Annotated in this window: 22 protein-coding genes; 14 read left to right on the top strand and 8 right to left on the bottom strand. The window is 63.9% G+C overall.

Annotation, left to right across the window (positions count from 1 at the left end; all coding sequences use genetic code 11):
• The first annotated feature begins 152 nt into the window (after nt 1-152).
• The 4 genes from G9C89_RS05580 (at nt 153) to htpX (ending at nt 3,535) form a co-directional block, all read left to right on the top strand.
• A complete protein-coding gene (locus tag G9C89_RS05580) occupies nt 153-1,364 on the top strand; it encodes a pyridoxal phosphate-dependent aminotransferase (RefSeq protein WP_172145883.1) in 1,212 nt (403 codons plus the stop codon).
• Nucleotides 1,365-1,376: 12 nt separating this feature from the next.
• The gene (locus tag G9C89_RS05575; protein WP_172145880.1) at nt 1,377-2,120 is read left to right on the top strand and encodes an SDR family NAD(P)-dependent oxidoreductase; all 744 of its coding nucleotides are present in this window, start codon (nt 1,377-1,379) and stop codon (nt 2,118-2,120) included.
• A complete protein-coding gene (locus G9C89_RS05570; protein WP_172145877.1) occupies nt 2,120-2,572 on the top strand; it encodes a hypothetical protein in 453 nt (150 codons plus the stop codon). The genes G9C89_RS05575 and G9C89_RS05570 overlap by 1 nt, the downstream gene beginning before the upstream one ends.
• Before the next feature lie 90 nt (nt 2,573-2,662).
• Nucleotides 2,663-3,535: a protease HtpX gene (htpX, locus tag G9C89_RS05565; protein ID WP_172145861.1), complete on the top strand. Its 873-nt coding sequence runs from the start codon at nt 2,663-2,665 to the stop codon at nt 3,533-3,535.
• 123 nt (nt 3,536-3,658) lie between these two features.
• Here htpX and G9C89_RS05560 read toward each other — a convergent pair whose 3' ends face one another.
• Nucleotides 3,659-4,318 (bottom strand): thiopurine S-methyltransferase, encoded by a 660-nt coding sequence (locus tag G9C89_RS05560; protein ID WP_172145859.1) that lies wholly within the window; start codon nt 4,316-4,318, stop codon nt 3,659-3,661.
• A 102-nt stretch (nt 4,319-4,420) separates the two neighbouring features.
• Here G9C89_RS05560 and G9C89_RS05555 point away from each other — a divergent pair, with 102 nt between their 5' ends.
• Both G9C89_RS05555 and G9C89_RS05550 read left to right on the top strand, forming a co-directional pair.
• Nucleotides 4,421-5,188: a DODA-type extradiol aromatic ring-opening family dioxygenase gene (locus tag G9C89_RS05555; RefSeq protein WP_172145857.1), complete on the top strand. Its 768-nt coding sequence runs from the start codon at nt 4,421-4,423 to the stop codon at nt 5,186-5,188.
• A 149-nt stretch (nt 5,189-5,337) separates the two neighbouring features.
• Nucleotides 5,338-5,568: a hypothetical protein gene (locus G9C89_RS05550; RefSeq protein WP_218575912.1), complete on the top strand. Its 231-nt coding sequence runs from the start codon at nt 5,338-5,340 to the stop codon at nt 5,566-5,568.
• Nucleotides 5,569-5,680: 112 nt separating this feature from the next.
• On the opposite strand, the gene G9C89_RS05545 is transcribed toward G9C89_RS05550, so the two are convergent.
• On the bottom strand, nt 5,681-7,387 hold the full coding sequence (locus G9C89_RS05545; protein WP_172145855.1) for a DEAD/DEAH box helicase: 1,707 nt from the start codon (nt 7,385-7,387) through the stop codon (nt 5,681-5,683).
• 423 nt (nt 7,388-7,810) lie between these two features.
• Here G9C89_RS05545 and G9C89_RS05540 point away from each other — a divergent pair, with 423 nt between their 5' ends.
• The gene (locus tag G9C89_RS05540; protein ID WP_172145853.1) at nt 7,811-8,602 is read left to right on the top strand and encodes a crotonase/enoyl-CoA hydratase family protein; all 792 of its coding nucleotides are present in this window, start codon (nt 7,811-7,813) and stop codon (nt 8,600-8,602) included.
• A gap of 6 nt (nt 8,603-8,608) precedes the next feature.
• Here G9C89_RS05540 and G9C89_RS05535 read toward each other — a convergent pair whose 3' ends face one another.
• On the bottom strand, nt 8,609-9,382 hold the full coding sequence (locus G9C89_RS05535) for a spermidine synthase (RefSeq protein ID WP_178115458.1): 774 nt from the start codon (nt 9,380-9,382) through the stop codon (nt 8,609-8,611).
• A gap of 262 nt (nt 9,383-9,644) precedes the next feature.
• Here G9C89_RS05535 and G9C89_RS05530 point away from each other — a divergent pair, with 262 nt between their 5' ends.
• Complete coding sequence (locus G9C89_RS05530) at nt 9,645-10,991, top strand: class II 3-deoxy-7-phosphoheptulonate synthase (RefSeq protein WP_172145851.1); 1,347 nt, start codon at nt 9,645-9,647, stop codon at nt 10,989-10,991.
• Nucleotides 10,992-11,142: 151 nt separating this feature from the next.
• Here the strand turns inward: G9C89_RS05530 and G9C89_RS05525 are convergent, their stop codons facing one another.
• Nucleotides 11,143-12,060 (bottom strand): response regulator, encoded by a 918-nt coding sequence (locus tag G9C89_RS05525; protein WP_172145849.1) that lies wholly within the window; start codon nt 12,058-12,060, stop codon nt 11,143-11,145.
• A 1-nt stretch (nt 12,061) separates the two neighbouring features.
• Nucleotides 12,062-13,366: an ATP-binding protein gene (locus G9C89_RS05520; RefSeq protein ID WP_256674114.1), complete on the bottom strand. Its 1,305-nt coding sequence runs from the start codon at nt 13,364-13,366 to the stop codon at nt 12,062-12,064.
• 324 nt (nt 13,367-13,690) lie between these two features.
• Between G9C89_RS05520 and G9C89_RS05515 the strand changes: the two genes are divergently transcribed.
• From G9C89_RS05515 to G9C89_RS05495, 5 genes are read left to right on the top strand one after another with little or no spacing between them, the layout of a single operon-like run.
• Complete coding sequence (locus G9C89_RS05515) at nt 13,691-15,085, top strand: ethanolamine ammonia-lyase subunit EutB (protein WP_172145847.1); 1,395 nt, start codon at nt 13,691-13,693, stop codon at nt 15,083-15,085.
• A 12-nt stretch (nt 15,086-15,097) separates the two neighbouring features.
• On the top strand, nt 15,098-15,892 hold the full coding sequence (gene eutC, locus G9C89_RS05510; protein ID WP_172145844.1) for an ethanolamine ammonia-lyase subunit EutC: 795 nt from the start codon (nt 15,098-15,100) through the stop codon (nt 15,890-15,892).
• Between the two features lie 58 nt (nt 15,893-15,950).
• A complete protein-coding gene (locus tag G9C89_RS05505) occupies nt 15,951-16,127 on the top strand; it encodes a DUF2897 family protein (protein ID WP_172145841.1) in 177 nt (58 codons plus the stop codon).
• A 19-nt stretch (nt 16,128-16,146) separates the two neighbouring features.
• Entirely contained in the window at nt 16,147-17,493 is a 1,347-nt protein-coding gene (locus G9C89_RS05500) for a hypothetical protein (protein ID WP_172145838.1), read from the top strand.
• 49 nt (nt 17,494-17,542) lie between these two features.
• A complete protein-coding gene (locus G9C89_RS05495) occupies nt 17,543-18,301 on the top strand; it encodes a CPBP family intramembrane glutamic endopeptidase (RefSeq protein ID WP_172145835.1) in 759 nt (252 codons plus the stop codon).
• Here G9C89_RS05495 and G9C89_RS05490 read toward each other — a convergent pair.
• From G9C89_RS05490 to G9C89_RS05480, 3 genes are all read right to left on the bottom strand, one after another.
• On the bottom strand, nt 18,252-19,073 hold the full coding sequence (locus G9C89_RS05490; protein WP_256674113.1) for a transporter substrate-binding domain-containing protein: 822 nt from the start codon (nt 19,071-19,073) through the stop codon (nt 18,252-18,254). The genes G9C89_RS05495 and G9C89_RS05490 overlap by 50 nt on opposite strands.
• A 72-nt stretch (nt 19,074-19,145) precedes the next feature.
• On the bottom strand, nt 19,146-19,931 hold the full coding sequence (locus tag G9C89_RS05485; RefSeq protein ID WP_172145832.1) for a substrate-binding periplasmic protein: 786 nt from the start codon (nt 19,929-19,931) through the stop codon (nt 19,146-19,148).
• Nucleotides 19,932-20,043: 112 nt separating this feature from the next.
• On the bottom strand, nt 20,044-20,667 hold the full coding sequence (locus tag G9C89_RS05480) for a TetR/AcrR family transcriptional regulator (protein WP_315852789.1): 624 nt from the start codon (nt 20,665-20,667) through the stop codon (nt 20,044-20,046).
• Between the two features lie 232 nt (nt 20,668-20,899).
• Here G9C89_RS05480 and G9C89_RS05475 point away from each other — a divergent pair, with 232 nt between their 5' ends.
• Entirely contained in the window at nt 20,900-22,687 is a 1,788-nt protein-coding gene (locus G9C89_RS05475; RefSeq protein WP_172145829.1) for an acyclic terpene utilization AtuA family protein, read from the top strand.
• Nucleotides 22,688-22,731: the final 44 nt, after the last annotated feature.

Below are 22,731 nucleotides of genomic sequence, written 5' to 3'. Positions count from 1 at the left end.
AGAAAAAAGCCCGACCAGTACCTTTGCCAAGGTCAGGCTGCAACGTATCATTCGACCCCAGTCTGTCACCCGCGTTACAACCTGCCAAGGCTCGCCTGATCGAGTCTTTTACACGGTAATTCAACGGCGTTTCACCACTCGGGATCACTTACATGCAGTTCAGCAAATCGAACAAGCTCGCCAATGTCTGCTACGACATTCGCGGCCCCGTGCTCAAGCACGCCAAGCGCCTGGAAGAGGAAGGTCATCGCATCCTCAAGCTGAACATCGGCAACCCGGCGTCGTTCGGTTTCGAAGCCCCGGAAGAAATCCTCCAGGACGTGATCCGCAACCTGCCGACCGCCCAGGGCTACAGCGACTCCAAGGGCCTGTTCAGTGCACGCAAGGCCGTCATGCAGTACTACCAGCAGAAGCAGGTGGAAGGCGTCGGCATCGAGGACATCTACCTGGGCAACGGTGTCTCCGAGCTGATCGTGATGGCCATGCAGGCGCTGCTCAACAACGGCGACGAGGTGCTGATCCCGGCCCCCGATTACCCGCTGTGGACCGCCGCCGTGGCCCTGTCCGGCGGCAAACCGGTGCATTACCTGTGCGACGAACAGGCCGGCTGGTTCCCCGACATCGCCGACATGCGCGCCAAGATCACCCCCAATACCAAGGCGCTGGTGCTGATCAACCCGAACAACCCGACCGGCGCGGTCTATTCGAAGGAAGTACTGGAAGACATCGTCGAACTGGCACGCCAGCACAACCTGGTGCTGTTCTCCGACGAGATCTACGACAAGATCCTCTACGACGAAGCCCAGCACATCTGCACCGCGTCCCTGGCGCCGGACGTGCTCTGCCTGACCTTCAACGGCCTGTCCAAGTCCTACCGGGTGGCCGGCTTCCGCTCCGGCTGGGTGGCCATCTCCGGGCCGAAACATCGCGCGCAGAGCTATATCGAAGGCATCGACATCCTCGCCAACATGCGCCTGTGCGCCAACGTACCGAGCCAGCACGCGATCCAGACGGCACTGGGCGGCTACCAGAGCATCAACGATCTGGTATTGCCACAAGGCCGCCTGCTGGAGCAGCGCAACCGCACCTGGGAGCTGCTCAACGACATTCCCGGGGTCAGCTGTGTCAAGCCCATGGGCGCGCTCTATGCCTTCCCCAAGATCGACCCCAAGGTCTGCCCGATCCACAACGACGAGAAATTCGTCCTCGATCTGCTGCTCTCCGAGAAGCTGCTGATCGTCCAGGGCACGGCCTTCAACTGGCCTTGGCCGGATCACTTCCGCGTGGTCACCCTGCCGCGGGTCGATGACCTGGAACAGGCAATCGGCCGCATCGGTAGCTTCCTCAAGGGCTACCGCCAGTAACCGGAGATCGCCATGACCCAGGGCAAACGCTATCTGCTGACCGGCGCCAGTTCCGGCATCGGCGCCGCACTCGCCCGTGAGCTGGCGAGCAAAGGCTATGACCTGGCTCTGGCGGCGCGTCGCGAAGACAGCCTGCACCTGCTGGCGGCCGAACTGCAGGCGCGCTTCGGGCGCAAGGCAGTGGTCCTGCCGCTGGACGTTACCGACTACGCGGCCTGCCAGGATGCCGTGGGCCTGGCGGCAAACGCCCTGGGCGGCCTGGACGGGATCATTGCCAACGCTGGCATCGCCCTGAACAGCAAAGTCGGTGGCGGCCACTTCCAGCGCGCCAGGCTGACCCTGGAAACCAACCTGATCGGTGCCATCGCCTGCCTGGATGCCGCGGCCGCGCTGTTTCGCCAGCAAGGTCAGGGTCATCTGGTCGCCGTCGCCTCGGTCGCCGGCAAGCGCGGCCTGCCCCATGCCGCGGCCTATTCGGCGAGCAAGGCCGGCCTGATCAGCTATATGCAGGCCACCCGCGCCGAACTGCAGGGCAAGGGCATAGACACCACCCTGCTGCTGCCCGGCTTTATCGATACCCCCCTCAACAGCGACCTGCTCAAGCGGCCCTTTCTCATCGATGTGGAGCGCGGCGCCACGCTGATCGCCCGGCATATCGACAAACGCCACAGTTGCGCCTATGTACCGGGCTGGCCCTGGGCGATTCTCGGCCGCCTGTTGCCACTATTACCCACCTCGATGATTGCCAAATTCTGATGGACCTACAAATCGACGATTTCTACAAGGATGCGGCGGCCGGCCTGCTGCACCTCTATCAGGTCTTCCCGCGCAAGATGGCGCTCTACGTCGAAGACCTGGTCGGCCGCGAGGAACCGGATGAATTCGGCCTGCCGAGCAAGCGTCATGAAAGCTGCCTGGGCGCGCTGCTGTGGCTGGCCGAGGAAGGCTACCTGCGCTTCGACTCGACCATCGCCTACGACGCCCTCGATCAGGCGGTGCTCAGCGAAAAAGGCTTTCTGCGCCTGAGTCGCAGCGTGCCCCATGCCTTGCGCGAAGGCGAAGCGCTGCCCCCCAGCGTGCGCCGGGTGCACGCCACCCTGGCCTTTCAACTGCGCGACGCGCTGAGCCAACAGCATGGTGAACGCCTCGCCCGCCTCACCCGCTTGCTCTTCGAGAGCGCCCTGAGCGGGACCAGCGACACAGTTTGAAATAGTCCCCCGGTTGAAGAGCCGGGGGGCGCGCCCTTATATAGCCAGCATTACGAGCCTGTCCTTTTCCGTGAGGAGTAGTTTCACACCATGATGCGCATTTTGCTGTTTCTGGCTACCAACTTGGCGGTGTTGATCATCGCCAGTATCACTCTCAAGCTACTGGGGGTAGACCGCTATACCGGCCAAAACTACAGCAGCCTGCTGATCTTCTGCGCGGTATTCGGTTTTGCCGGCTCACTGATCTCACTGCTGCTGTCCAAGTGGATGGCGAAGATGAGCACCGGCACCGAGATCATCACCCAGCCGCGTACCCGCCACGAACAGTGGCTGCTGCAAACCGTCGAAGAACTGTCCCGCGAGGCGGGGATCAAGATGCCGGAAGTGGGGATCTTTCCCGCCTACGAATCCAACGCCTTCGCCACTGGCTGGAACAAGAACGATGCCCTGGTAGCCGTCAGCCAGGGCTTGCTGGAACGCTTCTCGCCGGATGAGGTGAAAGCCGTGCTGGCCCACGAAATCGGCCACGTAGCCAACGGCGACATGGTCACCCTGGCGCTGATCCAGGGCGTGGTGAACACCTTCGTGATGTTCTTTGCGCGGATCTTCGGCAACTTCGTCGACAAGGCCATTCTGAAAAACGAAGGCAGCCACGGCATCGGCTACTTCGTCGCGACCATCTTCGCCGAGCTGGTACTGGGCATCCTGGCCAGCATCATCGTCATGTGGTTCTCGCGCAAACGCGAGTTCAAGGCCGACGCAGCCGGCGCGCGCCTGGCTGGCACCGGCGCCATGATCGCCGCCCTGCAGCGCCTGCGCGCAGAACAGGGCGTGCCGGTGAACATGCCCGACAGCCTCACCGCCTTCGGCATCAACGGCGGCCTGAAGCACGGACTGGCCGGCCTGCTGATGACCCACCCGCCGCTGGAAGACCGTATCGAAGCCCTGCGCCAATTGCGCTAACCCCCATGAAAAAGGCGACCCTCGGGTCGCCTTTTTTTGCTGCGCCGCACCCACCAACGCAGGCCGTCCCGGGCGACGATCCGTTCGGAGCGCAGCGACAGCCCGCCTGGCATGTGCGCGACATTACCCGCGCTTGACCAACCGGTATACCACCTCATCCAGCGCCTGCAGGTTGTGCTTGATGAACTTCCAGTTGCCCTGCAGCACATCCAGCCGCTCCAGCGTCTCGACCTGCCAGCCCGCATCGAACAACTCATGCACTTCGGCATCCGTCACCGCGAAGGGCGGGCCGTCCATCTGGCTCTGCTGGTAATCCAGGGTAATCAGCAGGCCCCGGCATCCCGCCGGCAAAATGGCCTGCAGATGGGCCACGTAGCGAACGCGCAGATCCGCCGGCAAGGCGATTAATGCCGCCCGATCGTAGACCCCCTGGCAATCGCCGAGCTGTTCCGCCGTCAGGGCGAAGAAATCGCCGCACCAGAGCTCCACCGCCCCGGCGCGATAGACCTTGAACACCCCCTCCTGGCTGATCTCGGCGTTCAAGCCATGTTCCGCGAAGAAATCCTCGACCGCCTTCTGCGCCAGCTCGACGCCCACTACCCGAAAGCCCTGCCCCGCCAGCCAGGCCAGATCCAGACTCTTGCCGCACAGCGGCACCAGCACCCGCGCGCCCGGCTGCAACGCAAGCGCCGAGCAGTGGCGCTGCAGATAGGGGTTGACCTGATCCAGATGAAAACCGATCTGATCGCGCGCCCAGCGCGCCTGCCAGAATGCCTCGTCCACTCTTACCCCCAAGAAATTCGATCAAATAGCTCAAGAATTTATACTGGAATTCGATAATACCAGCCGCGAAGATAGCCACATCCTACTGCAGGAACCTAGCCCATGCTGCCTTCACTCTTTATCTCCCACGGCTCGCCCATGCTCGCCCTGGAGCCCGGCGCCAGCGGTCCGGCCTTGGCCCGTCTGGCTGCGGCACTGCCCAGGCCACGGGCCATCCTGGTGGTGTCCGCCCACTGGGAAAGCACTGCGCTGCGCGTCACCAGCGCTGCCCAACCGGAAACCTGGCATGACTTTGGCGGCTTCCCCCCGGAACTGTATCAGGTGCAATACCCGGCGCCCGGCCATCCGCAGTTCGCCGCAGACATCGTGCAACTGCTGGGCGCCGCCGGCTTCCCCGCACAACTCGACCCCGAACGCCCCTTCGACCACGGCGCCTGGGTGCCTCTGTCACTGATGTACCCGGCCGCCGACATCCCGATAGCGCAGCTCTCGCTGCCCAGCAGCCAGGGCCCTGAATTACAGACCCGCATCGGTCGCGCCCTGGCCGGCCTGCGTCAGCAAGACGTACTGCTGATCGGCTCCGGCAGCATCACCCATAACCTCGGCGAACTCGACTGGCACGCCGGCCCCGAAGTGATAGAACCCTGGGCCCAGGACTTTCGTGACTGGATGGTGAGCAGGCTCGCCGCCGACGACGAGGCGGCGTTGCACGACTATCGCCAACGAGCCCCGGCGGCCGTACGCAACCACCCCAGCGACGAACATCTGTTACCGCTGTTCTTCGCCCGCGGCGCTGGCGGTCGGTTCAAGGTCGAGCACAGCGGTTTCACCCTCGGCGCCCTGGGCATGGATATCTACAGCTTTGCCTGACACACCCAAGGTGCCGGCAAACCGCGCCAGCGGCTGCCGCCGACACCGAGGCTATCGATCACGGAACCCAAGCAATCTGTGCTTCAATCATCTGCATGACCCTGCCCTTGGAACCGTCGGCCACGAGGCACAGGTGTCACGCAGAAGGTATGAACGATATGAACTCATTCAGGCTTGCAGCCATAGCACTCGTGGTAGTCGGAACCCTGGCGCTGATTTATGGTGGCTTCAGTTATACCAAGGACACCACCGCGGTCAAACTTGGTCCGCTCGAGCTGTCCGTGAAAGAGAAAGAACGGGTCAACGTCCCCATGTGGGCCGGGATTGCCGCCATAGTGGCGGGCGGTCTCATGCTCGTAGTTGGCAGCAAGAGATCATAGCGCCGCTGTAGGCCTTGCCTGCCAGGTGGACGGATACAAAAAAGCCCCGCATCTCAACGATACGGGGCTTCTTATTTAACGCTTAACGCGGATCTTTAGCGCTTAACGCGGATCAATCTTCGCGATAACGACGCAGCTTCAGCGGCTTGCCACCGACGCGGGTGTCTTTCAGCTTGCTGAGCAACCGCTCCAGACCGTCTTCCGGCAGCTCGACCAGGCTGAAGCTCTCGCGCACCTGGATGCGACCGATGGCTTCGCGAACCAGGCCGCCCTCGTTGAGGATGGCGCCCAGCAGGTTCTTCGCGGCGATACCGTCACGCGCGCCCAGCGCAGTCCGGCAACGGGCACGACCTTCGGCCAAAGGCACTGGCGCACGACGCTCACGGCTGTCACCGCGATCCGAACGCTCACTGCTGCGCTCGCTGCGTTCACGCGGCGCACTGGTCGGCACCAGCGGTTGCTCGCGCTCGACTTCAGCCAGGGTCAGGGCCTGACCGTTGGTGGCCTTGCGCAGCAGCGCGGCAGCCAGGGCACGCGGGCTGCAACCGATTTCCGCGGTCAGACGGTCGAGCAGTTCACCATGGCTGGCTTCGGCGTCGGCTACCAGCGGTGCCAGGCTCGAGGTCAGCTTCTTGATCCGCGCGTCCAGCACTTGCTGGCCGTCGGGCAGGCGTACTTCGCTGACTTTCTGCCCGGTGACACGCTCGATCACCTGCAGCATGCGGCGCTCGCGCGGCGTTACCAGCAACAGTGCGCGACCGGTACGACCGGCACGGCCGGTACGACCGATACGGTGCACATAGGATTCCGGGTCGTACGGCATGTCGACGTTCATCACGTGGGTGATGCGCGGCACGTCCAGACCACGGGCAGCGACGTCGGTGGCGACAACGATGTCCAGGCGACCATCCTTGAGCGACTCGATCACCCGCTCACGCTGGTTCTGGGCGATGTCGCCGTTCAGGGCAGCGGCCTTGTAGCCACGGGCTTCGAGCACGGCGGCCAGATCCAGAGTGGCTTGCTTGGTCCGCACGAAAGCGATCAGCGCATCGAACTCTTCGACTTCCAGCAGACGCAATACGGCGGCGTGCTTCTGGTCGGCGTGGACCAGCAGGTGAGCCTGCTCGATGGCAGTCACGGTCTGGGTCTTGGTTTCGATCCTGACGTGTTTCGGCTCACGCAGATGCTTTTCGGCAATGGTGCGGATCGAATGCGGCAAGGTGGCCGAGAACAATACGGTCTGGCGGGTTTCCGGCATGGCCTTGAAAATCACTTCAAGGTCATCCATGAAGCCCAGCTTGAGCATTTCGTCCGCCTCATCGAGCACCAGGTGCTGGATGGTCGACAACACCTTCTCGTCACGACGCAGGTGATCGACCAGGCGACCCGGAGTGGCAACCACAACCTGCGCGCCATTGCGGATGGCTTTCAGTTGCGGGCCCATGGGCGCACCGCCGTAAACGGCGATGACGTTCAGCCCCGGCATTTGCTTGGCGTAGGTTTCGAAGGCAGTAGCGACCTGCAGGGCCAGCTCGCGGGTCGGCGCGAGAATCAGCGCCTGCGGCTGACGCTTGGTCGGATCGATGCGGCTGAGGATTGGCAGGGCAAAGGCAGCGGTTTTACCGGTGCCGGTCTGCGCCTGGCCGATCATGTCGTGGCCGGCGAGAATCACCGGAATTGCCTGCAGCTGAATCGCCGAAGGCTCTTCGTAGCCAGTCGCGATCACTGCGGCAAGGATATTGGGATGAAGATCGAGTGCGGCGAAGCCGCCGATTACCTGGGTCATGGGTCTGCCTCTAGTGCATCCGCAAAGACCCATGCTCCAAAGCTGCGCATGCCGTGTAAGACTCTAAAGTCACCCTGGCAGCCGTGTCGGCGGGGATTTGCGAAAACGTGGTTGTAAATGAATCGTCAAGGATAGTCCGCTACGCAGACTGACTGCCGAAGGTGACCTCCGGGCGAGTTGTGTAACCTGAACGTGGCCATGAATTGACCGGCGCGCACTATACCGGAAAACCTGGCAGTTGTGATGGTTTTCCCACAATTAAAAGACCTGCACCGCCAAGCGGTCACCCAGGTCGCACCTTGAGCGAAGGCCACTCAGCGATTCATATGCCTGCCAGCGCGGCCCGGACGTCAGGGAAAACGCATCCGACAGTTGCAAATGCGACCCGGCATGTGCGCGTTGCAATTGCCCTGCTATACCCTGTGGCATGACATTTTCTGCGCAAGGATTTCTGCCATGACTCAAAGCACCAGCGGTCGCGTCAGCCGTGAGAAGCGCGAGCGGATCATGCTGATCGGCCTGGACCGACCGGCCAAACGCAATGCCGTCGACCTGGATATGCTCAATGACCTGTGCATGGCCTATGGCGAGTTCGAGCGCGACGGCGAGGCGCGCGTGGCCCTGGTCTTCGCCCATGGCGAGCACTTCACCGCCGGGCTGGATCTGGCCAGCGTGACCGCCAGCTTTGCCGCGGGCTGGCAGGTTCCTGCCGGTGGCTGCGACCCCTTGGGCGTGTTTGGCGGCCCACGGGTGAGCAAGCCGGTGATAGTCGCGGCCCAGGGCTATTGCTACACCGTCGGCATCGAACTGATGCTCGCTGCGGACATCAACCTGTGCGCCAGCAATACCCGCTTCGCCCAGATGGAAGTGCAGCGCGGTATTTTTCCGTTCGGCGGCGCCACCCTGCGCCTGCACCAGAGCGCCGGCTGGGGCAATGCCATGCGCTGGCTGCTCACTGGTGATGAGTTCGATGCCCATGAAGCCTACCGCCTGGGCCTGGTGCAGGAAGTGCTGGCCAGCGAAGAGCTGCTCCCCCACGCGCTCAAGCTGGCCGAACGGATCGCCGCCCAGGCGCCGCTCGGCGTGCAGGCCACCCTGGCCTCGGCACGCCAGGCCGTGCGCGAAGGCGAAGCCGCGGCGACGGCCAATCTGTATCCGACCCTGGCCCGCCTGCTGGCCAGCGAAGATGCCCAGGAAGGCCTGCGCGCCATGCTCGAACGCCGCCCCGGCGACTTCAAGGGCCGCTGAGCACCGTCAACTGGCCGGGCGCAGCGCCTCGATCAATGGCTGCAGGGAGTAGCCCAGCTGCGGCGCCAGGGCCGCAGCCCGGGCTTGCAGATCGCCGAGGTCGAGCTGCTGCTCGAGATCGGCCGGCACCAGCAGGATGACATTGCCTTCCTTGACCGGACATTCCCAATAATGCCGATGGTAGAGGCCGCGCAGCAGCGGCGCGCCGAGCGGCTTGCCGTCATTGCCGGCCCACTGGTTGATGATCAGCCAGCCGCCCGGATTCAACTGCTTCTGGCAGTTCTCCAGGAAGCGCCAGGCCAGGTGGCCGACGCCGGGACCATGGTCGGTGTAGAGGTCGACGAAGATCAGATCGGCGCTTTCCGCGGTTTCCAGCAGGTCGAGGGCGTCGCCGATACGGATGGTCAGACGCGGGTCATCCTCCAGACCGAGGTACTGCATGGCCAGACGCGGCACCTCAGGACGCAGCTCGATGGTTTCGACATCGTCCAGCGGCAGGAACTTGAGGCACGCCTGGGTCAGGTTGCCGGCACCGAGCCCGAGAAACAGCGCGCTCTCCGGCGCGGCATGGCACAACGCACCGAGCAGCATGGCGCGTGTGTAGTCGTACTCCAGCCAACTCGGGTCGGCAGTGAACACACAGCTCTGCTCGATCGAGTCGCCGAATTCGAGAAAGCGGTACTCGCCGATCTCGACCACACGGATCACGCCGAACGCATCCTGCACTTCAGCGAGCAGAACCTGGTCTTTCATCTCTTCCACCGGGGGTAAACCTGGCATTCATCGCTCTCCAGCCTGACAGCCCCGACCAGTCGCACCAGGGTAAAGAGGGCAATTGTCAATGAAGCACCCGCGCCGGGTCACGCGATAATTCACTGCGGCGTGCCTGGCCGGTTCCTCTACCAGGCACAAACCAGGGCATGTCCGGGCACTATTCAGTCTCGTCATGCAGTGGCTCTATCACGGCGATCGGCTTGAAGGCACAGGCCGATCGGTTACCATGCCTGTCTGCCTAATAAATTGCCTGAAGCCGAGAATCATCATGTCGCAAGCCTGGAGTCCCGAAAGCTGGAGAAGCAAGCCGATCCAGCAACAGCCGCACTACCCCGACGCCGCCCACCTGGCCAACGTCGAGCGCACCCTGGCCGGCTACCCGCCACTGGTGTTCGCCGGCGAAGCCCGTGAGCTGCGCCGACAGTTCAGCGAGGTGACCCAGGGCCGTGCCTTCCTGCTGCAGGGTGGCGACTGCGCCGAGAGCTTCGCCGAGTTCAGCGCGGCGAAGATCCGCGACACCTTCAAGGTGCTGCTGCAGATGGCCATCGTCATGACCTTCGCCGCCGGCTGTCCGGTGGTGAAAGTCGGGCGCATGGCCGGGCAGTTCGCCAAACCGCGCTCGGCCAACGACGAGACCATCGGCGAGGTCACTCTGCCGGCCTACCGCGGCGATATCGTCAACGGCATCGGTTTCGACGCCAAGAGCCGGGTACCGGATCCGGAGCGCCTGCTGCAGGCCTACCATCAATCCACCGCCAGCCTCAACCTGCTGCGCGCCTTCGCCCAGGGCGGCTTCGCCGACCTGCACCAGGTGCACCAGTGGAACCTCGACTTCATCGCCAACTCGGCGCTGGCCGAGAAGTACAGCCACCTGGCCGACCGCATCGACGAGACCCTGGCGTTCATGCGTGCCTGCGGCATGGACAGCTCGCCGCAACTGCGCGAGACCAGCTTCTTCACCGCCCACGAGGCGCTGCTGCTCAACTACGAAGAAGCCTTCGTGCGCAGGGACAGCCTCACCGGCGGCGACTACGCCTGCTCGGCGCACATGCTCTGGATCGGCGACCGTACCCGCCAACTGGATGGCGCCCACGTCGAGTTCCTGCGCGGCGTCGGCAACCCGATCGGAGTCAAGGTCGGTCCGAGCATGGATCCGGACGAGCTGATCCGCCTGATCGACATTCTCAACCCGGACAACGACCCCGGCCGCCTCAACCTGATCGTGCGCATGGGTGCGGACAAGGTCGAAGCCCATATGCCGCGCCTGGTGCGCAAGGTGCAGGGCGAAGGCAGGCAGGTGCTGTGGAGCTCCGACCCGATGCACGGCAACACCATCAAGGCCTCCAGCGGCTACAAGACCCGCGACTTCGCGCAGATCCTCGCCGAAGTGAAGCAGTTCTTCGCCGTGCACCAGGCCGAGGGCAGCTACGCCGGCGGTATCCACATCGAAATGACCGGGCAGAACGTTACCGAATGCATCGGCGGCGCCCGACCGATCACCGAGGACGGCCTGTCGGATCGCTACCACACCCACTGCGATCCGCGGATGAACGCCGACCAGTCGCTGGAACTGGCCTTCCTGATCGCCGAGACGCTCAAACAGGTAAGACGCTAGAACGAAAAGCCCTCTGTAGGAGCCAGCTTGCTGGCGATCTTTGCAGGTCAAAAGCATCGTCGGAGTGCCGAACCACAGCAAGCTGGCTCCTACAGGGTTTCCTACGCACCCCGTCGAAGGCGGCGGGGTCGCGTGGCGCGCCGAGGCAGGTCTACGCCGTCAGGCGCTCGCGCAGGCGACCCAACATCCCCAGCAAACTGCCGACCTTTTCCCGTTCACGCTCCTCGCGCGGCATCTCCGGCAAACGGCTGACTACCTGTGTCGGCTGCGCGCGCCACAGCTGCGCCTGTTCGGCAGCGGCCTGCAGGCCTTTCTCGAACAGGCCACGGCGGATCGGCTTGGGCAGGTAGCGGAATATCTGCGCCTCGTTGATCAGCTTGAGCAGCGCCTGGGTGTCACAGAACGGCGTCACCACCAGGGTCAGCAAGCGCGGATGGGCCTGAGCCAGGCTTTTCAGCAAGGGCGCGACCTCCTCGCCGGCCAGTTTCAGGTCGCTGACCAACAGATCCACCGGCAGCTCGTTGAGCACGCCCAGCGCCTCACCCAGGTTGTTCACGCGCAACAACCGGTGGCCGCCAGCCACGCAAAAATCGCCGACCACGGCCAGCGTTTGCGGATCCTCATCGAGCAGCAACACATTGAGCTGCGCGGCCAGCAGGCTGGCGCTCGGCACCACCGGCGCCTGCACCTGGCGCGCGGCGATCTGCGCCGCCTGGCGCAGGGTGAAGGCCATTTCCTGCTGATCCCAGGGCTTGGTCAGGTAACGGAAGATGCCGCCGCCGTTCAGCGCCGCCACCGCCGCATCCAGATCGGAATAGCCGGTAAGGAGGATGCGCAGGGTCTGCGGGGCGATCTCGCGGGCCTGGGCGAGCAGCTCGGCGCCGCTCATCTGCGGCATGCGCTGGTCGCTGACCAGGATATGCACCGCCTCGCTTTTCAGGCGCTGCAGGGCGCGGTGCGGATCGCTCTCGGTGAGCACCTCATATTGGCGGCGAAACTGCAAAGCCAGGCTGCGCAGGATGCGCTCTTCGTCGTCGACAAACAGGATGCGAATCGGTGCTGCAGTCATTTCAGGCGCTCCGTTGCAGTGCGGCCGCCTGGGGGCGCGGCAGGCGGATCAGGAAGCGCGTACCGCGCCCCGGCTCGGAGGCCACGCGTATCAGGCCGCCATGATCCTGGATGATCTTGAAGCTGATCGACAGGCCCAGGCCGGTGCCCTGGCCGACCGGTTTGGTGGTGAAGAAGGGGTCGAAAATCCGCGCCAGCACCCCCGCAGGCATGCCGCGGCCGCTGTCCTGTACCGAGATGAACACCGCCGTTTCCTCGGCCCAGGTCTTCACCCGAATCTGGCCGAAGCCCTCGATGGCCTGGGCGGCGTTGGTGAACAGGTTGAGCAGCACCTGATTGATCTGCGACGGTGCGCAGGGAATGCGCGGCAGTTCGCCGAGCTGCAGAATAGCCTCGGCCTTGTCCTTGATGCTGTTGCGGGCGATCACCAAGGCGCTGCGAATACAGTCGTTGAGGTCGACCTCCTCGCTCATGGCGCGATCCAGGCGGGCGAAGTCCTTGAGGCCGACCACCAGCTCGGCGATCTGTTGCAGCCCATAGAGGGTGTCGTCGAACAGCTGGTTGAGATCCTCGACCAGCAACTCCGGCGTGGCCTGCTCGCGGGCCTTGGCGGCGTTGTCCAGGGCCACGGCCAGGCGCACTTCGGCACAGTGCGGGTCAGCCAGGCAATCGGCCAGGGCCGCCTGGGCTTCGGCCAGTTCGAACAGCGGTGCGCTCAGCTCACGCAGCAGCTGCACATTGTTCTTCACGTAGCCCAGCGGCGTGTTCAACTCGTGGGCGACGCCGGCGACCATCTGCCCGAGCGAGGCCATCTTCTCCGACTGCACCAGTTGCGCCTGTGATTCCTTGAGGTCGACCAGCGCCCTGCGCAGCACTGCATTGCGCTGTGCGATGCGCGCCTCCATGGCCTTGAGCAGATCGAGCACGGTGCCCAGGCCGCGGTATTGGCCCTGTGCATCGACCAGAATGAAGTCTTCGGTGATCGGGTATTGCAACTGCCCGGTGATCTGCTTGGCCGCCTCCTCCAGACTGGTGTCCAGGCTGACCACCAGCGGCGCCGGGTTCATTACCTCCTGCACCGGGTGACGGCCGCGCAGGTCGCGGCCGAAGCGCTGCATGAAGATATCCTGCAAGGCGCTGCGACTGACCAAGCCCAGCGGATAGCCCGCCGCATCGACGATCGGCAGCGAGAGGAAGGCCTTGTGCTCCGGGGTCAACAAGCGATCCGCGACATCCGCGATGCTCATCCCCGGCGCCAGCGGCATGACCGGTTTGAGCAGGCGTGCCAGAGCGCTGGTTGTGGTCATTGGCAGAAGCTCCCGGTAGATTGAAAGTCGCCATTCAATCAGCGCCAAGTTGCCGTCTTGTGACACTTCTCACGCCTCGAGCGAATGCTTCGTCGTCAGTCATCGCCTTGTCATCTTGGCCTAGGCCCGTGCCCTCATGCGTGAGCCGGCCAACCGACGCACCAAAATGAATCAGAGCATGGCGCAACGTCGGTCGTTCAAGCTTGCCAATGCCTTGCGTGGAGCGCCTGCCAGGTCAAACATCAGATGTTGGCATGGGCACTGCAATAGCAAGGGGTTGCCGCTGAGCGCCCTCAGCCGTTTGCGAGTTGGAGTGCAGCCCGTATGCCCTATCAGACCACTGTCGGCGCCATGCTCTATCGCTTCGCCGACCTCAAGACCCTATTGGCCAAGGCCAGCCCGGCGCGCTCCGGCGACTACCTGGCCGGGTTGGCGGCGGCCACCTACGAGGAACGAATGGCGGCCAAGCTGGCCCTGGCCGACGTGCCCTTGCAGACCTTTCTCAATGAAGCGCTGATCCCCTACGAAAGCGACGAAGTCACCCGGCTGATCGTCGACCGTCATGACAAACAGGCCTTCGCCCTGATCAGCCACCTGACGGTCGGCGACCTGCGTGACTGGTTGCTGCTGGACACGACCGACAGCAGCATCCTCGCCGCCGTCGCCGCCGGTATCACCCCGGAGATGGCGGCCGCAGTGAGCAAGCTGATGCGCAACCAGGACCTGATCCTGGTGGCGCGCAAGTGCCGGGTGGTCAGCGCCTTTCGCAACACCCTGGGATTGCCGGGCCATCTTTCCGTGCGCCTGCAACCCAACCACCCCACCGACGACGTGCGCGGCATCGCCGCCAGCCTGCTCGACGGCCTGCTGTATGGCGCCGGCGATGCCACCGTCGGCATCAACCCGGCCAGCGACTCGCTGCCGACCCTGATGCGCCTGTGGCAGATGATGGACGAGGTCCGCCAGCACTTCGAGATTCCCATGCAGAGCTGCGTGCTGACCCACGTCACCACGCAGATCCAGGCGATCGAAGCCGGCGCGCCGATCGACCTGGTGTTCCAGTCGATTGCCGGCAGCGAGAAGACCAACAGCAGTTTTGGCGTGTCCCTGAGCATTCTCCGCGAAGCCCATGAGGCCGCGCTGTCACTCAAGCGCGGCACGGTCGGCGACAACTGCATGTACTTCGAGACTGGCCAGGGCAGCGCGCTGTCGGCCGGTGGTCACTTTGGGCTCGACCAGCAGACCTGCGAGGCCCGTGCCTACGCCGTGGCCCGCGAGTTCAAACCGCTGCTGGTGAATACCGTGGTCGGTTTCATCGGTCCGGAATACCTCTACGACGGCAAGCAGATCATCCGCGCCGGCCTGGAGGATCACTTCTGCGCCAAGCTGCTCGGCCTGCCGATGGGTTGCGACGTCTGCTACACCAACCACGCCGAAGCCGACCAGGACGACATGGACAGCCTGCTCACCCTGCTCGGCGCGGCCGGGATCAACTTCATCATGGGCATCCCCGGCGCCGACGACATCATGCTCAACTACCAGAGCACCTCGTTCCACGATGCCCTCTACCTGCGCAGCGTGCTCGGCCTCAAGCGCGCGCCGGAATTCGACGCCTGGCTGACGCGCATGGCCATCACCGAGCCCTGCGGCAAGCTGCGCGAAATCGGCCGCGGCCATCACCTGCTGCAACAACTGCCGCATGTCTCCGGCGCAGCCTGAGGAGCACCAAGCATGAGTGAAGAACAGACCCGCCTGGCCCAGGCCAAGATAGAGCTGGCCCAGCACAACCCCTGGGACGAGTTGCGCGCCCACACCTCGGCGCGCATCGCCCTCGGCCGCGTCGGCTGCAGCCTGCCGACCCGCGAGGTGCTGAAGTTCGGCCTGGCCCACGCCCAGGCCCGCGATGCGGTGCACCGGCCGCTGGATTTCAGTGAGCTCAAGCATCAGCTCAAGGGCGAAGGCTTTCGCACCCTGCAGGTGCACAGCAACGCCGAAGACCGGCAGACCTACCTGCTCCGGCCCGACTATGGCCGCCACCTGCACGACGACTGCCGCGCCCACCTGCTGCACGAACTGGCCGCACCCGAGCTGGTCATCGTCATCGCCGACGGCCTGTCGTCCATCGCCGTGCAACGCCATGCCTTGCCACTGCTGCTGGCGTTTCGCCAACGCTTCGACACTGACTGGGCCAATACCCCGGTGGTACTCGCCGAACAAGGCCGGGTGGCAATCGGCGACGGCATCGCCGTGGCCCTGCGTGCGCGCCTGGTAATAGTGCTGATCGGTGAACGGCCGGGGCTGACCTCACCGGACAGCCTGGGCCTGTACCTCACCTACCAGCCGCAGGTCGGCAGCATGGACAGCCAGCGCAACTGCATCTCCAATGTGCGCCCCGAAGGTTTGCCCTACGCCCTGGCCGCACACAAGCTCGACTACCTGACGCGCGCAGCGCTGCGCCTGCAACTCTCCGGGGTTACGCTCAAAGACGACAGCAACCTGCAGGCCGTGGCGCAATTACCAACCTGACAAGCCCGGCCAGGCGCGCTAAGGTGAAGGCTCCACTTCACGCCCCGAGGAGCCGACCATGCCTTGGTATATCTGGCTACTGATAGTGCTTGTTCTCGGCTCTATCGTGGCCGGCTTGATGGTGCTGCTGCGAACCGCCAAACCCTTGCCGCTAACCGAAGAGCAACTGCAGAAAATCCGTGAACGTAAAGTCGAGATGGAAGCCCAGGACGCCAAGGACGCTGATCAGCGCTAGCCTGCTGGCGGGGCTAGTGGTGGGTTGCGCACATGAGCCGGCCGCACCGGCTGACAACTGCGCGGTGCTGTTCAGCCAATTGCCGGAGGCCACCCAGGCCCATCGGGATGCGCAGTACCATCGATTACCCGGTTTCATCGGTCTGCGCAGCGATAGAGTCCTCGCCGCCCTTGGCGCCAGCGCAGACAGCCCGCAGCAACGCCGCCAGTGGCTGCGCTACCTGGCCGCCCGCGACGCCGAAGCCAGCCGGATCGAAATCGCCCAATTGCCCGCCACCCAGCGCCGCGACTGGCACAGCCCGGCCCGGCAAGAGGCCCTGGGCGCCTGCCGCGCCCGCCAGGTCGAACGCCTGAGCGCCGACCCCAAGGCGTTTACCCGTGCAGTCGAGGCTGCACAGGTACCCGACGATTATCGCGACTGGGCGCGCAGCCTGGGCCTCTACCCGCTGTTCAAGCCGATCTTGCGCCGAGGCATTGCCGCCTGGCAGCAGGCCGACGCCCAGGCCACGGCGCCCACGGACGGCGCGCACTGGTTGAGCTACCAGCCGATTGCGCAGGAAGCGTTGCCGCTGCCGCTGAGGTTGGCGGAGGATGACCTCGGCCTGCCGCAGGCGGATGCACAGCAACTCGACGCACTGTTCGCCCGCCACGCCCCCTCGCTGAAAATCGCCCAAGCCAGCCGCAGTGACCGTATCGGCAGCCCGTTTTACCGGCATGACGGCAGCCGGGATTTCAATCCGCTGCATGCGCGTCTTTACCAGCACAGCAGCTGGAGTCAATTGAACGGCCGCTGGCACCTGCAACTGATCTACCAGCTCTGGTTCAGCCAGCGCCCCAAGCCCCATGCCCTGGATCTGTACGGTGGCGAGCTGGACGGTTTGCTCTGGCGCGTCACCCTCGACCAACAGGGCAAGGCTCTGCTCTACGACAGCATCCACCCCTGTGGCTGCTGGCACAGTTTCTACCTGCCAGCGGACTCGCCCCTGCAAGTGCGCCAGAACGTCGATGAAGAAGCGCGCCGGACCCAACGCCTGAGCTTCAACGGCGATACGGCGGCGACCCTGTGGTTGAGCGCCGGCGAACATCGCCTGCACTGGGTCGATGCCCGCCGCACGCCCTACCCGCCCGTGCACTACCAACGCCAGACGCTCGACCAGTTACGCGAGCTGCCTCACCCACAAGGCCGGCGCAGCCTGTACGCCAACGACGGTCTGGTGCCCGGCAGCGAGCGCCTGGAACGCTGGCTGCTGTGGCCATCCGGCGTCGCCTCGCCTGGCGCCATGCGCCAGTGGGGCAAGCATGCCACGGCCTTTATCGGCCGCGCCCACTTCGACGATCCGCACCTGCTCGGGCGCTATTTCGAGTAACCCTGCACCGCGCTCCAGCGCTAAACTGCGGCCCCGACAAGGAGCCGCCGTGCCATTACACCTTCGTCTGTTGCTGCCGATCCTGGGCCTGGGGCTGGGCTTTGGCCTGGGTTTTATCCAACCCATAGGGCTGGCCGTCGGCCTGCTGTTCATCGCCCTGCTGCTGACTGCCGACAAAGCACTGCCCGAGCGCCTGTGGTGGTGCCTCAGCCTGCTCGCCAGCATCGCCCTCGCCGCTCACCTGGTACCGGGTTTCGCGCCCTGGCCATTGTCGATGCCACGGCAGATCAGCAGCGATGCCGCGCCCTACACCGTGCACCTGTCCTGGGACAAATTACTGGTCGGCTTAACCTTGCTGGCCTGGTGGCTAGGCCAGGCCCGGGGGCGCGCACCACGAGCGCAACAAGCCTGGGCGGTGGTGCTGCTGACCCTGGCCGGCATACCACTGCTGGCCTTGGCCCTGGATCTGGTCGCCTGGCAGCCAAAATGGCCGGAGCAGTTGTGGCTGTGGCTGGCGGTCAACCTGGGTGTGGCGGTCTTGGCCGAAGAGCTAGTGTTTCGCGGCCTGCTGCAGACTCACCTGGTCGGCTGGCTGGGTATCTGGCCGGGCATGCTGCTGACTGCCGTGCTGTTCGGCGCCGTGCATGTACCCTTCAGTCCGTTATTTGCCGTGGTCGCGACTATCGCAGGCCTGGGTTACGGCCTGGCGTTCCACTACAGTGGTCGACTGCGCGTGGCCGTTGCCCTGCACGGCGCGGTCAATCTGTCACACCTGCTGTTACTGAGCTATCCGCTACGCCTGGCCTGACCGCGATCTGCGAAGGCGCGAAGATCGCGGCCAATTGGCCATTGCGACGTAGCTGCTCGAATAACCGGCCAAGTTGCGCCGCACTGATCGGGGCTGCGGGGCGCAGCAGCGCCTGATGCAGGTAGCGCTGGTCGACCCGCTGGGAAATCAGCAACTGCCCGGCGTATTGCCGATGACGCTGGAGAAAATCGCTGACATAGGAACGCGTGGCCAGGGCGATATCCGCTCGCCCATGCAGCACCATGAGCAGGTTGCTGTCGTGGGAATAGCTCAGGACCGCATTGAAGTTTTTCGCGAGGAAATGCGGATCGGCGTTGAAGTCGGCGAAACCATAATGGTAACCATTGAACAGCGCCAGACGCTTGCCTCGGAGCCGCTTGAAATAACCCTGTCCGCGCCCCGACTCGACCCGCGCGACGAACACTTCGGCATCTTCCAGGCCCATGTCGACGACGCTGTGGGCAATACCCTGCCAGCCCCAGGCCGGGTTTTCGAACATCGACATATCAATCCGCCCATCCTCGAAATCCCGATAACGCCGGGGAATCGAAGTAGGTCGCACAATGAAGCGGAAATCGCTCTGCGCCCGGTTAAGCGCATCGAGCAATTGCGGCAGCAAGCCGGCATGCTGCGACTGCTCCGCCTTGAGCACATATGGCGGAAAAAAAGCGCCGCCGACATGCACCACTTGCTGGGCTGCAAGCGGCCCGGCAGCCAACAGCGCCACGCCTAATGCACAACCCCTGACCACCCTGTGCAGCAACCGCGACATATACCCCCCGATATCCCTATTGGCGCGTGGAAAACAGCCTACCCCAGGAAAAGCTGACCGAACAGGGTGGTATCAGTCATCCGTCAGACGCTCCGGCACCACCAACTGGTAGCGATGGAGCAAGGCATCCAGTTGCCCATGGCGGTTCAGCGCCAGCAGCAGCGTGGCGAACGTCTCTGGCGTCAGTGGTGACTGGGTACGGAACAATGCATGGTGCTGGTAAAACTGATCGACCCGCTGCGATACCAGCAAAGCCTTGCTGCGCTCGGGATGACGACGCTGGTAGCTCTGCAGATAAGAACGGGTAATCACGGCGATATCCGCCCGCTGACGGATGAGCATCAACAGGTTGCTGTCATGCGAGTAGGTCAGCACCGCGGAAAAATTCTCGCGAAGGAATTGCTGATCCGCATTGAAGCCGGCGAAACCGTAGTGATAGCCGTTGTATAGCGCCAGCCGTTTGCCCTTGAGCTGATCGAAATAGCCCTGGTCACGCCCCGGCTTGGCGAGCGCGACATAGACTTCGGCATCTTCGATATGCAGATCCAAAGCGACATGCGCCGTGTCCTGCCACCCCCACCCCGGCGACTCGAACAGGATCAGATCGAAACGGCCACTTTCCAGGTCACGGTAACGACGGGTCACCGAGGTCGGCACCAGAGTGAACTGATAGTCGCTCTGCAAAGCATTCAGGGCCGCCAGCAACTCCGGCAGCACGCCCCCGGGCGCGGCGCTTTCCGGTTTAACCACATAGGGAGGGAAATGGTAGGCGCCGACCCGCACCTGCTCGCCTGCCAGCACCGGCAAGGCGGTCGACAGACCCAGCGCAATCAGCAGTCCCCTGAATAGCACGCGCAAATCACCCACCTCGAAAGCGACACCAGGCCGCAAGCGGCTCCTTGTGTTAGCTGGGCGGAAATTCCCTAACCGCGAAAGTGCTACCAAAAGGCCATTAGCGGGTATTGAACGCTCAAACCTCTTTGAGCACCAGCGAAAGTGCCTCTTCAGCCAGCTGATCCAGGCTCATCGGCCCTTCGGGTCGGAACCAGGTCGTGGTCCAACTCAAGGCGCCAGTGAGGAAGCGGCGGAGGATAAAGGGATCGGCCTTGAAATATCCCTCTGCCCTGGCCTCGCTCAGGACATCCAGCCACAACTGCTCGTAAGTGTCACGCAACGCCAGGATAAATTGCTGGCTGGGTTCAGAAAGCGAACGCCATTCGTAGACCAGCACCGCCATGGCCTCGCCGGTGCCGCCCATGATCGACTGCAATTCGCAGCGGATCAGCGCCAGCACTCGCTCACGCAAGTTGCTCGCCTCGGCTAATGAAGCCTGCATCAGGGCGGTGTTGTAGCGGATGGTTTCCTCCATCACCGAACGCAGGATCTCGTCCTTGCTCTTGAAGTGATGAAAGATGCTGCCGGACTGAATACCCACGGCGCTGGCCAGGTCGCGCACCGTGGTGCGCTCGTAGCCCTTGCTGCGAAACAGGTGCGCCGCGGTTTGCAGCAGCTTGCCGCGCGCGCTGTCCGGGTCGGTGATCTGCCCACTGGCCACCAGATCGCGCATCACCGCCTGAGCTTGTTGATCATCCACGCTAAATACTCTCCGGCTCTCTATAGGCCTTGGACAAAAACGCGATTACCGGCCATCTCCCGGATTATTTGCCCAAGTGCTTGTCGTTATTGGTGAAATTTATGCTGCGCGAGCTACCCAAGCAAGCGCTTGGGCGTACTTTGCTTGAGAAAGATCGACTTCGGGGCTTTTCAACCAAGCGCTTGCTTGGTAGCCTTCGATTCATCCCATTTCCGTCTTGCGGACCTTTCCCATGAGCAAAACCGTACGCATCGGCTGCGCCTCAGCCTTCTGGGGTGATACCTCCACCGCAGCGGCCCAGTTGGTGCGCGGCACCGAGCTGGATTATCTGGTGTTCGACTACCTGGCCGAAGTGACCATGTCGATCATGGCCGGCGCGCGGATGAAGAAGCCGGATGCCGGCTACGCCAGCGATTTCGTGGAGACCCTCGCGCCGCTGTTGCAGGACATCGCGGCGAAGAAGATCCGTGTCATCAGCAACGCCGGCGGAGTCAATCCCAGCGCCTGCGCTGCAGCCTTGACCGCCGCCTGCTCGGAGGCCGGGGTCAACCTGAAGATTGCCGTGCTGCATGGCGACAACCTGCAGCCCCAGCTCGGCGAACTGGCCAGGGCCGGTAGCGTGGAGATGTTCAACGGCGCACCGCTGCCGCCCTTCTGCGTCTCGGTCAACGCCTACCTAGGCGCACCGGGCATAGTCGAGGCGCTGGAACTGGGCGCGGACATCGTCATCACCGGCCGCGTGGTCGACAGCGCGGTGGTCAGCGCCGCCCTGGTGCATGAGTTCGGCTGGCGCTGGCAGGACTATGACCAGCTGGCCCAGGCCGCGCTGGCCGGGCATATCATCGAATGCGGCGCGCAGTGCACCGGTGGCAACTTCACCGACTGGGACAGCGTGCCGGACTACGAGCACATCGGCTTCCCGGTGGTGGAAGTCGCCGCCGACGGCAGCTTCGTGGTGAGCAAACCTGAGGGCTCCGGCGGCCTGCTCACCCCCTTTAGCGTGGGCGAGCAGATGCTCTACGAGATCGGCGACCCACACGCCTATCTTCTGCCCGATGTGGTCTGCGACTTCACCCGGGTCACGCTTACCCAGGTCGGCGACAACCGCGTCGAACTGCACGGTGCCAGGGGCCTGCCACCCACCGACCAGTACAAGGTCAGCGCCACCTACCCGGATGGTTTCCGCTGCACCGCCAGTTGCCTGATGGCGGGCATCGATGCAGTGAGAAAGGCCGAGCGGGTCAGCCAGGCGATTATCAACAAGACCGCTGAACTGTTCGCCGAACGCGGCTGGGGCCCCTATAAGGAAGTCAGCATCGAACTGCTCGGCGCCGAGGCCACCTACGGCCGCCATGGCCGGCGCACGGACAGCCGCGAGATCGTGATCAAGATCGCCGTGCGCCATGCCAAGAAGGACGCCTTGATCCTGTTCTCCCGCGAGATCGCCCAGGCTGCCACCGGCATGGCGCCGGGCCTGACCGGGATAATCGGCGGCCGCCCGAGCGTCTACCCGGTGATCCGCCTGTTCAGCTTCCTCACCGCCAAGAGCACCTGCGCCCTGGAAGTGGAAATCGATGGCGCACGTCGCCCGGTGGCCCTGCCGCGGCTCGATGCTTTCGATGCGACCCAGGTCGCCGCCGATATCGCCGCCCCGCTCCCAACCGGCCAGCCCGAGACCCGCGTGCCGCTGATCAAGCTGGCGGTGGCCCGCTCCGGCGACAAGGGCAACCACAGCAATATCGGCGTCATGGCCAGAAAGCCCGAGTACTTGGCCTGGATCGCCGCTGCGCTGACCGAGGCTAGCGTGGCCGAATGGATGCAGCACACCCTCGACCCGCAGAACGGCAAGGTAACCCGCTGGTATCTGCCGGGCAGCCACAGCCTGAATTTTCTGCTGGAAAATGCCCTGGGCGGCGGTGGCGTCGCCAGCCTGCGCATCGACCCGCAAGGCAAGGCCTTTGCCCAACAGCTGCTGGAATTCCCGGTGCCGGTGCCCAGGGCTCTGGCGAAGACCTTGTAGGGTGGATGACGCTTCACCCATCCACCAGCTTTTGGTGGAAAACG

It is taken from the genome of Pseudomonas tumuqii, assembly GCF_013184545.1.
Classification (GTDB): Bacteria; Pseudomonadota; Gammaproteobacteria; order Pseudomonadales; family Pseudomonadaceae; genus Aquipseudomonas; species Aquipseudomonas tumuqii.
Note: the sequence above shows the minus strand (reverse complement) of the source record. Positions and strands in the feature narration are given on the sequence as shown.